This is a genomic window from Streptomyces albidus (ex Kaewkla and Franco 2022), assembly GCF_013870515.1.
GTDB classification, from domain to species: Bacteria; Actinomycetota; Actinomycetes; order Streptomycetales; family Streptomycetaceae; genus Streptomyces; species Streptomyces albidus.
Genome location: NZ_JACBXA010000203.1, coordinates 1 through 10,756 on the forward strand (window position 1 = coordinate 1; position 10,756 = coordinate 10,756).

The 10,756-nt window shown below is 71.5% G+C and carries 9 protein-coding genes and 1 pseudogene; 4 read left to right on the forward strand and 6 right to left on the reverse strand.

Going from position 1 to position 10,756, the window contains the following annotated elements:
• Window positions 1–172: 172 nt before the first annotated feature.
• The 4 genes from msrB to H5J26_RS23445 form a co-directional block, all read right to left on the reverse strand.
• Window positions 173–580 carry a peptide-methionine (R)-S-oxide reductase MsrB gene (msrB, locus tag H5J26_RS23430; RefSeq protein WP_181767928.1) on the reverse strand — a complete coding sequence of 136 codons (408 nt, stop codon included), beginning with the start codon at window positions 578–580 and terminating at the stop codon, window positions 173–175.
• 57 nt (window positions 581–637) lie between these two features.
• On the reverse strand, window positions 638–2,047 hold the full coding sequence (gene murC, locus H5J26_RS23435) for a UDP-N-acetylmuramate--L-alanine ligase (protein ID WP_181767929.1): 1,410 nt from the start codon (window positions 2,045–2,047) through the stop codon (window positions 638–640).
• Window positions 2,048–2,242: 195 nt separating this feature from the next.
• Window positions 2,243–2,710: an indole-3-glycerol phosphate synthase gene (locus H5J26_RS23440; protein ID WP_181767930.1), complete on the reverse strand. Its 468-nt coding sequence runs from the start codon at window positions 2,708–2,710 to the stop codon at window positions 2,243–2,245.
• A 114-nt stretch (window positions 2,711–2,824) separates the two neighbouring features.
• The gene (locus H5J26_RS23445) at window positions 2,825–3,658 is read right to left on the reverse strand and encodes a pyrimidine reductase family protein (protein ID WP_181767931.1); all 834 of its coding nucleotides are present in this window, start codon (window positions 3,656–3,658) and stop codon (window positions 2,825–2,827) included.
• Window positions 3,659–3,766: 108 nt separating this feature from the next.
• On the opposite strand from H5J26_RS23445, the gene zapE reads away from it, so the two are divergent.
• Together zapE and H5J26_RS23455 are read left to right on the forward strand one after the other, a co-directional pair.
• Window positions 3,767–4,885 carry a cell division protein ZapE gene (gene zapE, locus H5J26_RS23450; RefSeq protein ID WP_181767932.1) on the forward strand — a complete coding sequence of 373 codons (1,119 nt, stop codon included), beginning with the start codon at window positions 3,767–3,769 and terminating at the stop codon, window positions 4,883–4,885.
• A gap of 130 nt (window positions 4,886–5,015) precedes the next feature.
• A complete protein-coding gene (locus H5J26_RS23455; protein WP_181767933.1) occupies window positions 5,016–6,413 on the forward strand; it encodes an alkaline phosphatase PhoX in 1,398 nt (465 codons plus the stop codon).
• A 72-nt stretch (window positions 6,414–6,485) separates the two neighbouring features.
• Here H5J26_RS23455 and H5J26_RS23460 read toward each other — a convergent pair whose 3' ends face one another.
• Window positions 6,486–7,154, reverse strand: a complete 669-nt coding sequence (locus tag H5J26_RS23460; protein ID WP_181767934.1) for an ABC transporter — start codon at window positions 7,152–7,154, stop codon at window positions 6,486–6,488.
• On the reverse strand, window positions 7,151–8,239 hold the full coding sequence (locus H5J26_RS23465) for an ABC transporter ATP-binding protein (RefSeq protein WP_181767935.1): 1,089 nt from the start codon (window positions 8,237–8,239) through the stop codon (window positions 7,151–7,153). Before H5J26_RS23465 ends, H5J26_RS23460 begins: the two co-directional genes overlap by 4 nt.
• Before the next feature lie 80 nt (window positions 8,240–8,319).
• On the opposite strand from H5J26_RS23465, the gene H5J26_RS23470 reads away from it, so the two are divergent.
• Together H5J26_RS23470 and H5J26_RS23475 are read left to right on the forward strand one after the other, a co-directional pair.
• Window positions 8,320–8,946 carry a peptidyl-tRNA hydrolase gene (locus H5J26_RS23470; protein ID WP_181767936.1) on the forward strand — a complete coding sequence of 209 codons (627 nt, stop codon included), beginning with the start codon at window positions 8,320–8,322 and terminating at the stop codon, window positions 8,944–8,946.
• 137 nt (window positions 8,947–9,083) lie between these two features.
• A pseudogene (locus H5J26_RS23475) lies at window positions 9,084–10,410 on the forward strand (DUF692 domain-containing protein).
• Window positions 10,411–10,756 lie beyond the last annotated feature (346 nt).

Here is a 10,756-nt window from a genome sequence, read left to right on the forward strand (position 1 = left end):
GGACCAGCAGCAGGCCATCGAACTCCTCCTGGACAAGATGAAGCAGACCAAGTCCAACGCCGAGTTCCTGCTCCAGATTCAGAAGACCACCCCCTCCACCCCCAACGGCAACGGAGGCGGCGGCAACGGCGTCGAATGACCGCCTTCACCGCCGCCCCTGCCGGGAGCGTGGTCAGGAGCTCTGGGGCTCCAGCTTCACCGAGATGCTGTTGATGCAGTACCGCTGGTCCGTGGGCGTCGGATAGCCCTCGCCCTCGAAGACGTGGCCGAGGTGGGAGCCGCAGCGCGCGCACCGCACCTCGACGCGCAGCATGCCCATCGAGCGGTCCTCGATCAGCTCCACGGCGTCGGAGTCGGACGGGTCGTAGAAGCTGGGCCAGCCGCAGTGCGACTCGAACTTCGTGTCCGAACGGAACAGCTCCGTCCCGCAGGCCCGGCAGTTGTAGACGCCGGTCGTCTTGGTGTCCGTGTACTCGCCGGTGAAGGCGGGCTCCGTGCCGCCCTGCCGCAGTACCCGGTACTCACCGGGGCTGAGCTCGGCCCGCCACTGCTCTTCGGGCTTGTCGATCTCGTACGTCACGAGCGCCTCCTTGCGCTTGTCGCGGGTCCGGGCTCCGCCGGGGCGTACTCACGGCCCTCAGCGCTGGAGCAGACCCAGGATCTTCGGCCCCAGCTCCGTCACGTCACCCGCCCCCATGGTGAGAACGAGATCACCGGGCCCGGCCATTCCCGCGATCAGCTCCGGGCCCGCCGTGCTGGACCGGCCGTGCTGCACGTCGGCGCCCGCGGCTCGTGCCGCGTCGATGATCAGAGCGCTGGTGACCCCGGGGATCGGGTCCTCACGCGCGGGATAGATGTCGAGGACGACGGAGGCGTCCGCCAGCGCCAGCGCCTCCCCCATCTCGGTCGCCAGCTCCTGGGTGCGGCTGAAGAGGTGCGGCTGGAAGAGGACGAGGATGCGGCCGTCGCCCGCGCCGCCGCGGATCGCTTCGAGGTCGGCGGTCATCTCGGTCGGATGGTGGGCGTAGGAGTCGATGACCTGGACGCTGCCGGCCTCGCCCTTCAGCTGGAGGCGCCGCCGCACACCGGTGTAGGTGCCCAGGGCCTTGGCCAGCTCGTCGGCCGGCACGCCCATCTCCGATCCCGCGACGAGCGCGGCGACGGCGTTGCTCGCGTAGTGCCTGCCGGGGACGAAGACCGCGAAGGTCATCTCCTTCCCGTCGAGCAGCACGGTGGTCTCGCTCGTCAGGCCGTGCGCGGTGATGTCGAGGATGCGCACGTCCGCGTCGGCCGCCTCGCCGTACGTCCGTACGCGCACCGTGTCGCGCTCACGCACCCGGCGCGTCAGCTCGCGGGCGCCTTCGTGGTCCGCGGAGACGATGAGCGTGCCGCCGGGGCGAACGCGCTCGGCGAAGGTCTCGAAGGACTCGTAGATCTCCTCGATCGAGGCGTAGTTGGCGTGATGGTCGAGCTCCACGTTGAGCACGATGGCCACCTCGGGCGCGTACTTGTGGAAGCTGCGGTCGCTCTCGTCCGCCTCAGCGACGAAGATCTCGCCGCGGCCGTTGTGCGCGTTCGAGCCCGGCTCGTCCAGGTCGCCGCCGATCGCGTACGACGGGTCGAGCCCGAGCGAACCCAGGGCGACCGCGAGCATCGAGGTGGTGGTGGTCTTGCCGTGCGTACCGGCGACGGCCAGCGGCCGGCACGCGTCCATCAGCGCCGCGAGCGCGTCCGAGCGGTGCACGACCGGAACGCCGCGTGCGGCGGCCGCGGCCAGCTCCGGATTGTCCGGGCGGATGGCGCTGGAGACGACGACCGACGTGGCGTCCTGCGCCAGATTCCCGGCGTCGTGACCGATGTGCACTCCCGCACCGAGCCCGCGCAGCGCCGCCACCGTCACCGACTCCCTGGCGTCGCTGCCCTCCACCCGCGCTCCGCGCTGGGCGAGGATCTTCGCGATGCCGGACATCCCCGCACCGCCGATGCCGATGAAGTGCGGCCGTGCCAGGGCTTCCGGGACGGTCGTGCGGGACGGGTCGGCTGCCATTCGGGCGCCTCCTGGATGGGCTCGTACTCTCGAAGTCGGGCGCGGTGCGCACCGCATGAAGAACGCACGGTGTGCGGTACGCGATACGCGCGCCGCTCAAGCCTATGCGGTACGCGCACACCGCCCGTTCTCCTCCCCCGGCCCGTCCCTGCTCGCGCCCCGTGCCCTCTTGGCCCGGGACGCGAGCGGGCTCGCCTAGTCCGTGTGCGCGAACAGCTTCAGCACCGGGACTCCCACCTTGTGCCGGGCGCGGGTCGCCCAGTCCCGGTGGAAGAACTCCTCGACCAGGTGCGGGGCCGTCAGCACGATGACCTCGTCGGCCTTCGTCCGCTCGACGACGGCGGTGAGCACGTCGAGGGGGTGGTCCTCGATGACCTCACCCTCGGCCTGCGCTCCGGCCTCCCTCAGCATGGCCAGCGAGTGCTCCAGCGCGCGGGTGGCGGGCTGCTTCGTCTCGCGGTCGTCAGGTTCGCTGCCTTCACGCACGGCCTCGTCGAACTCGCCGAGCGCGACGTCGTCCAGGGCGCGCAGCAGCCGGTCCTGGTCGCCTCGTGGCTGTATCAGCACGACGAAGGAGACGGCCTCGTCTCCGTGGAGTGTCGTGACGAGTTCCACGTCGTCGGACACCAGCGGCTTCTCGATCATCAGTACGGTCGTGAACACAGCGGTGCCCTTCTCCCACATGGAGCCCGGACGGGCTCCGACTCGAACGTCTTGCTCCCCGCGTACGCGGGGCTTGCGCACCCAAGTCTGCCCAGGATGCGGAAAGGCATCGCCCTATTCCGCCGATTGTCGGATGCGCTGATAACGGGTGAACAGAAACCCGTCCTCCTCCAGTACCCCCGCCAGCCGGAAGTCCACAGGCACCGCGATCTGAGGTCCGTCGACGATCCGGGAAGCGTCGCCCGAAGTGATGCGGGGCGCGAGGGCCAGGCACAGCTCGTCCAGCACGTTCCCGGCGATCAGCTGCCCCAGCAGCCTCGGGCCGCCTTCCGTCAGGAGCCGCCGCAGGCCACGCTCCGCCAGGGCACCCGGCAGCCTCGCGGGGTCGACGACCGCGCCGGCGCCCGCGAAGACGACCTCCACGCCGGCCTCACGTGCCGCCGCCACCCGGTCGGAGGGAGCGGCCGATCCCGTCACCAGCAGGGTCGGCACGAGGGGCCGCGAGAAGAGCGGCAGCGAGAAGTCGAGGTCCAGTCCGGCGGACACCACGGCGATCGCCGGCGCGGGGCCCTGACCGGCAGCCGCCCGCCGGCGCGCGAAGACCTCGCGCTCCCGCGCCGGGCGGTACCCCTCCTGCCGTACGGTCTGCGCACCCACCACCACTGCGTCCGCCAGTCCGCGCAGCACGCCGAAGATGCGCATGTCCGCCTCGGACGAGAGCGGCTGCGAGCGGCCCTCGTGGTAGGCGGCGCCGTCCAGCGACGAGACCATGTTGGCGCGCAGCCAGACCTCCTCGCCGGAGGAGGCCGGCTCCGGGTACTCGTACGCCTTCGCCAGCGCCTCGATGCTCCACTGTCCGTCAGCGGCGGCATCCGGCTGGGCGGTTTCACCGGTCGTCCCGGACGGGTGGACCTTGTCGTCGGCACTGCCGGGGAACAGACGTCGCATGGGGCGCAGTTTGGCACGCTCCGCTCCGGCATCAGGTCCTGCGGGCCCCTGGCCGCGGGGCGGTCTCCCTGCGGACCGCCCGGAGCCCGCGTTCCGTCTGCCTTTAGCATGAAGAGCGTGTCCCCCTCCCTCGACTCCGCCGATTCCGCAGGTCAGCTCCCCGGGGCCGGCAGCGCCGAGCCGCTGTCCCTGAGCGCCCGCCAGCCGCACGTGCCCGCCGAGCGACTGGTCGCGGAGATGGTGCCTCCCCCGCGCTTCGACGGAGTCCGCTTCGAGACGTACGTGCCCGACCCGGCGCAGCCGAGCCAGACCGAGGCCGTACGGGTGCTGCGCTCCTTCGCCCAGGGGCTCGACGGCGGCAAGGGCACCGCAGGCGGCAGGAGGCGCTGGTTCCGGCGCGGATCCGCGGCGGCGGACACCTCCGGTCCGCGGGGTGTCTACCTCGACGGCGGCTACGGCGTCGGCAAGACGCACCTGCTCGCCTCGCTGTGGCACGCGACCGACGCACCGCCCGAGCGCAAGGCCTTCGGCACGTTCGTGGAGCTGACGAACCTCGTGGGCGCCCTCGGCTTCCAGCAGACGGTGCGGACGCTGGGCGACCACCGCCTGCTGTGCATCGACGAGTTCGAGCTGGACGACCCCGGCGACACCGTGCTCGTCTCCTCCCTGCTCAGCCGGCTCGTCGAGCAGGGAGTGGCCCTGGCCGCCACGTCGAACACGCTCCCAGGCAAGCTCGGCGAGGGCCGGTTCGCCGCCGCCGACTTCCTCCGCGAGATCCAGGGCCTGTCCGCGCAGTTCCGGACCCTGCGCATCGACGGCGAGGACTACCGGCACCGCGGTCTGCCGGCCGCTCCCGCGCCCTTCGCCGAGGAAGAGGTCACGGCCGCCGCCGTCCGCACGCCCGGCGTGTCACTCGACGGCTTCCCCGCCCTCCTCGACCATCTCGCCAGGGTCCACCCGAGCCGATACGGCGCTCTGGTCGACGACTTGGGGGCGGTCTGCCTCACGGGGGTGGGGCCGGTGCCGGACCAGTCGACGGCGTTGCGGCTGGTCGTGCTCGCGGACCGGCTCTACGACCGGGAGCTGCCGGTGCTCGCCTCCGGCGCCCCCTTCGACGAGCTCTTCAGCAAGGAGATGCTCGAGGGCGGCTACCGGAAGAAATACTTCCGCGCCATTTCCCGGCTGACGTCCCTCGCACGCGACGGCGAGCGACTCGTCCACGCGTGACGAGGCCTGTGCGGCGAGACGGCCGGGGCCCTTCCCCCACGCGCGTAGATACTGACGCCCTGCCTAGTGCTCGTACACCCGTCCGCGTGGTAGACACACCTCGTACCTGGCCGCCAACAGGGAGTTCTTCATGACGACTTCACGACGTCAAGTGCTGGCAAGATCGGGCGCGATGGGAGCAGGCATCGCCTTCTCGGGTGCCCTCTCGGAGCTGTTCACGGGCACCGCAGCCGCCCAGGGCACCGGTGGTCGCTCGGGCTACGGGCCACTCGTCCCGGACCCCGACGGCGTTCTCGATCTGCCCAAGGGCTTCCGTTACAAGATCCTCTCCCGCGAGGGCGACCCGCTGCCCTCCGGCGAGGGCAAGACGCCCAGCAACTTCGACGGCATGTCCGCCTTCTCCACCCGCGGCCACGACAACCGCCACGGGCACAAGCACGGCTCGACGTGGCTCGTGCGCAACCACGAGAACCGCCAGGACGGCAAGATCGGCGTGCCCACAGTGGACGGGCTCACCTACGACCCGGACGCCAAGGGCGGCTGCACCCTCCTGGAGCTGGACCGGCACAACGAGGTCATTCAGGAGCGGGTCGGCATCGCCGGCACCTCGACCAACTGCGCGGGCGGGCCCAGCCCTTGGGACACCTGGCTCACCTGCGAGGAGACCGAGTTCAAGGCCGGGGAGGAGGGCTACAGCAAGGACCACGGCTTCATCTTCGAGGTCGGGTTCCGCCACGACCGGCCCACCTCGGTCGAGCCGCTGACGGCGATGGGCCGCTTCCAGCACGAGGCCATCGCCTTCGACCCGCGCAACGGCGTCGTCTACGAGACCGAGGACGCCTTCGAGAAGCCGTTCGGTCTCTTCTACCGCTTCCTGCCGGAGAAGCCGCTGGGCGGGTACGGCTCCCTGCACGCGGGCGGAAAGCTCCAGGCCATGCGGGTGCCGGGCGTGCCCGACCTGTCGGCCGTCCAGGAGCCGGGCAAGACCTTCGACGGGATCGAATGGGTCGACGTGCCCGACCCGCTCGCCAAGGAGACCCCCATCCGCTTCCAGGACTTCGGCAAGGGCGGCATCACGCACGCCCAGAAGCTGGAGGGCTGCTACTGGGGCGGCAAGAGCGTCTACTTCGTCTCCAGCTACGCCAAGAGCGAGGAGGGCTCGAAGGCCGACCACTACGGCCAGATCTGGCGCTACGACCCGAAGCACAAGCAGCTCACCCTCGTCGTCGCCTTCGGCCCGGACACGGACCTGCAGCTGCCCGGTGAGGAGCCGGACAACATCTGCCTGGCGCCCAGCGGCGGGCTGATGGTCTGCGAGGACGGCGAAGGCGCACAGCACGTCTTCGGTCTGACCAAGCACGGCGCCCTCTACCCGATGGCGCGGGGCCGGCAGAACATCGGCACGCCGGAGGAGCCCGCATGGGGCGAGTTCGCGGGCGTGACCTTCTCCGAGGACGGCCGGACGATGTTCTTCAACTGCTACACGCCGGGCACCACTTTCGCGGTGACCGGTCCCTGGAAGCACTAGGGGCTCGAGTAGGAGCCGACTCCCCCTGCGGCCGGTGCGCCGGCCGGCCGCAGGGGGGTGGTCCCGCTTCGTCTAACCCCGCCGGGACGCCTGCGTGCAGGCCAGCGCCGTCGCCAGCGCCGCCACCGCGAGGGAGAGCACGGCCGATCCCCAGGGCGGGTTCACCGTCCCCGTGTGGGAGCCCGTCACCAGCCCCCTGACCGCGGCGTTCGCCGGGGAACCGCTGACGACGAGCACCAGCAGCGCGCCGAGCAGGGTCGAGGTCACCGCCCAGGCCGTACTGCGCAGAAGCGGCCGGTTGCACAGGGCGCCCACCGCCGTGCCGAACAGCGCGCAAGCCGACGACGCCAGCACCCCCGCCACGACCGCCGGGAAGACCGGCACGTTCACCTGGCCCTCGGAGCTGTGCGGATCGCTCACCGAGACGACGTAGACGAGGCCCGCCACACCCAGCAGGCTCGCGCCGATGTAGGCCGTGAGGACGCTGGAGAGGTGCACGCGCCCCGGCCCCGCCGCGGCAGCGGTGCACTGCCGTGAGGAGGTCGGCTCGGCACCCACGCTGATGCGAACCAGCCAGGCGGCGACGGGCAGCAGCATCGCTGCGGAGACGCCGAGCGAGTCCAGCAGCGGCCGGTCCCACTGGATGACGACGCCCATGAGCGTGACGTACAGCAGCACGGGCGGCAGCCAGCGCTGGGAGCCCATGAGCACGGCGGCCTGGTAATGGATCAGGGCGATCATCGAGTTGCCTCCCCGGACTCCTCGCGGGACTTCTCGGCGGGTTGCTCGGTGATCTCCACACGCTCCTCCGGAGGTTCCTCGGAAGACTCCGCCGGGGCCGGCTCGCCGGACTCCACGGCGGCCTCCACGGTGGACCCCTCGCCGGCTTGCTCACCGGCTTCGACGGCTTCCTCGGGAGACACGGCGGACGCCGCCTCGGCGGACTCCGCGGGAGCCGTCTCGGGTGCCGGCCCGGCGGACTCCTCCAGGAACTCCTCGCGTACGGAGCGGACGTGCCAGTTCGCGGCGAGCAGGCTGCGGAGCAGCGGGTCGCAGTACGGGACGGGTGCCGTCAGCAAGGTCGAGCCGTCCGGGATGCTCTCGGCGAGCGGAGAGCCCGGAAGCCCCGACGGAGGTTCGGCGCCGGGCGGCCCCTCCGCCTCGATGCGTACGCACGGACCGGCGGGAGCCGTCCCGGGCTCGTGGGTCGCGTAGCCCTCGAACTCGAACAGCTTTCCGCCTTCCACCCTGTAGATCGCGGAGGGTGCTCCGTCGAGGCGCCGGGGATCGTGATCCACGAAGACGACGGTGCCGCCGTCGGCGACCCGTTCCGCGACGGCCCGGTCCAGGACGGAGCGCGCGGGCAGGTCCAGGCCGGTCCACGCCTCGTCCAGCACGAGCAGCCCGGGACGGGACATCAACGCCTGTGCCACGGCGACCTTCTGGCTGGTCCCCTTCGACAGTTCCGAGAGCGGCGTACGGCCGTACGCCGCGGCCCCGAAGCGCTCGAGCCAGTCGCGGCCCGCCTTGAACGCGGCGGTCCGCCGGAGCCCGTGCACCCGGCCCAGGTACGTCAGGAAGCCGAGAGCCGTCAACGGCAGTGCGGCGGGGAAGCGTTCGGGCACGAAGGCGCTGGAGGGCCGGCCGGAGATCCGGCCCTCGGTGGGTGCGTCGATGCCGGCGAGCAGGCGCAACAGGGTCGATTTGCCACTGCCGTTCGTGCCTTCGATCCGCACCAGGCTGGCTTCGGGGAGTGAGAGGTCGACTCCACTGAGCACCCACGGTCCCGTGCGTCCGTAGCGGCGGCAGACTCCGTCCAGTCTCATGAGAGTTGACGGTAGCGGGTGCTGGCAGACTGCGGTGGGTGATCGACGCACAGGAGTACGCACTGCCGTTCGTGGTCCGGATGGAGCGGGACGAACCGCCCTCTCTGACGGACGCGTTGGAGACCGCGGCGCGCGCGGTGCTCGTTTTTCTCACCGACGAACGAGCCGTCGGCGACGGCGAATGGGCGGAGTCGGTGCGGCTGTGGGAGGACATCGCCATCCGCAAAGTGGTCCGTCGTGCGCGCGGCGCGGAGTGGCGGCGCGCGGAGGCGCTGCCCGGCATCACGGTGACCGGAGGGACGGCGGCGGTGCGGGTCTTCCCGCCCGTTCCCGTGGACGACTGGCCGAGGGATCTCGCACGGCTCCAGGTCTCCGGCACCGAACTGACCGACCCCGAGCCGCCCCCGCCGCCCGCGGAGGGACTGCCGGTGCTGTGGTCGGGCCCGGACCTGGAGATGTCCGCCGGCAAGGCGATGGCTCAGGCCGCGCACGGCGCGCAACTGGCCTGGTGGGACCTGCCCGATGCCGCCCGTACGAGCTGGCGCGAGGCCGGCTTCGCGCTCTCCGTTCGCACGGCGCCCGGGCCCGAGGCGTGGAACCGTCTGGTGCGCAGCGGCCTCCCGGTCGTACGGGACGCGGGGTTCACGGAGGTCGCCGCGGGGTCCTGCACGGTCGTCGCCGAGCATCCCGCGCTGCGCCGCGGCTGAGCCCGTGTGACCGCCCGCTCCGCCCGAACCTCAAGTCCTGCTCTGAACAGTGCCCGCCGAGGATTCGTCCGCCCGGATCGTGGCAGGAGCCGTACAGCACGGAACGAGAACACGGGGAGACGGGGGAGGAGTCGCGCATGGAGGGAACAGGCACCCGCGTGCGGCTGGGCACCGGCATCGGCTGGCGGTCCGAGATCGCGGACGGGATCGAGGCGTTGCCGGGCATCGACTGGGTCGAGGTCGTCGCGGAGAACATCTGCCCGGGGCATCTTCCCGACGCCCTGCAACGACTGCGGGAACGCGGCACGACCGTCGTACCGCACGGCGTCTCGCTGGGGCTCGGCGGAGCCGAACTCCCCGACCCGGAGCGCCTGAAGGCGCTGGCCGAGCGGGCCGAGGCGCTTCAGGCCCCGCTCGTCACGGAGCACATCGCGTTCGTACGGGCAGGAGGGCCGCAGACCGGCACCCCGCGGATGGAGGCGGGCCATCTGCTGCCCGTCCCCCGCACATGGGACGCGCTCCACGTGCTGTGCGAGAACGTGCGCATCGCCCAGGAGGCCCTGCCCGTGCCGCTCGCCGTCGAGAACATCGCGGCGCTCGTCAACTGGCCGGACGAGGAGCTCACCGAGGGCCAGTTCCTGGCCGAACTGGTGGAACGTACCGGCGTGCGGCTCCTCATCGATGTCGCCAACCTGCACACCAACCACGTCAACCGTGGCGAGGACCCCGCCACGGCGCTGGACGAACTGCCGCTGGAGGCACTGGCGTACGTCCATGTCGCGGGCGGCTTCGAGCGCGACGGCGTCTGGCACGACAGCCACGGGCACGCCGTGACACAGCCCGTGCTCGACGTGCTCGCGCAGCTGTGCGCACGTACGGCACCCCCCGGCGTGCTGCTGGAACGAGACGAGAACTTCCCGGCCGTCGGCGAACTCGAGGGCGAACTGGGCAGCATTCGGGCCGTGCTCGAACGCCACGGTTCACAGCGGGCGGTGGCACATGGCTGAGCCGAGCGGAACGGACGCCGCCCGGGATCTCTCCGGCGCGCGGGAACGTCTGAGCAGGGCGCAGGCCGGACTGCTGGCCACGCTGGTGGCCGGCGCACCGGTGCCTCCCGGCTTCGACGCGGACAGGCTCGAAGTGCAAAGGCGGGCGCTGATCGGCAAACGGGCCGACGTGGTCGCGAAGGTGGCGCCCGAGCTGCCACAGATCCTCGGCGAGACGGTCTTCCGCTCGGCCTTCGCCGCATACGCACGCGGACGGCCCATGACCGGCGGCTACCGGCTCGACGCGCTGAACTTCGCGGGGCACCTGCTGGAGCAGGGCGCGGACGGAAGGAAGGGCCCGGCAGCCGACCGCAGCACGCGCAGGAAGCTGCGCCTGTGGTGGCTGGAGCGGTCGGGCCCGGAGCCGCTGCCACAGGGCCGGATTCGGCGCCGGCTGCACCTTCTTCGCCTGGGCTGACCGCGCCTCCGGGGGCAGTCGGGGCCCGACTCCGGTGCGTACGGGCGGACTTCGCACGCGATTCCGCTCCGCCGGGCTCCTGCACGGGCACGGCCACTCGTGCAGGAGTGGGGGCGTTCGCTGCATCGGGCGCATTGCAGCCGACACGGCTGTCGGTCCTTTACTTCGCCAACTGCCGCACTGAGCATCCCTCTTGTCACACATTGTTCACGGGTGCTCACTCCACGCGAGAGCGGACGCCCGTTCCCGGTTTCAAGAGGAACGAGGCCTCCGCAGTGCGCTCTGCTGCGATCTACGGCTCGCTCGGCGCCCTGGTCCTGACGGCGGCGACCGTCTTGCCGTCCGG

Bases quoted from the DNA above. Each gene is read 5' to 3' on its own strand.
- zapE (WP_181767932.1), top strand. From the start codon at position 3,767: ATGAAGAGCGTGTCCCCCTCCCTCGACTCCGCCGATTCCGCAGGTCAG.
- murC (WP_181767929.1), bottom strand. From the start codon at position 2,047: ATGGCAGCCGACCCGTCCCGCACGACCGTCCCGGAAGCCCTGGCACGG.
- H5J26_RS23455 (WP_181767933.1), top strand. From the start codon at position 5,016: ATGACGACTTCACGACGTCAAGTGCTGGCAAGATCGGGCGCGATGGGA.
- H5J26_RS23445 (WP_181767931.1), bottom strand. From the start codon at position 3,658: ATGCGACGTCTGTTCCCCGGCAGTGCCGACGACAAGGTCCACCCGTCC.
- H5J26_RS23465 (WP_181767935.1), bottom strand. From the start codon at position 8,239: ATGAGACTGGACGGAGTCTGCCGCCGCTACGGACGCACGGGACCGTGG.
- H5J26_RS23470 (WP_181767936.1), top strand. From the start codon at position 8,320: ATGGAGCGGGACGAACCGCCCTCTCTGACGGACGCGTTGGAGACCGCG.
- H5J26_RS23460 (WP_181767934.1), bottom strand. From the start codon at position 7,154: ATGATCGCCCTGATCCATTACCAGGCCGCCGTGCTCATGGGCTCCCAG.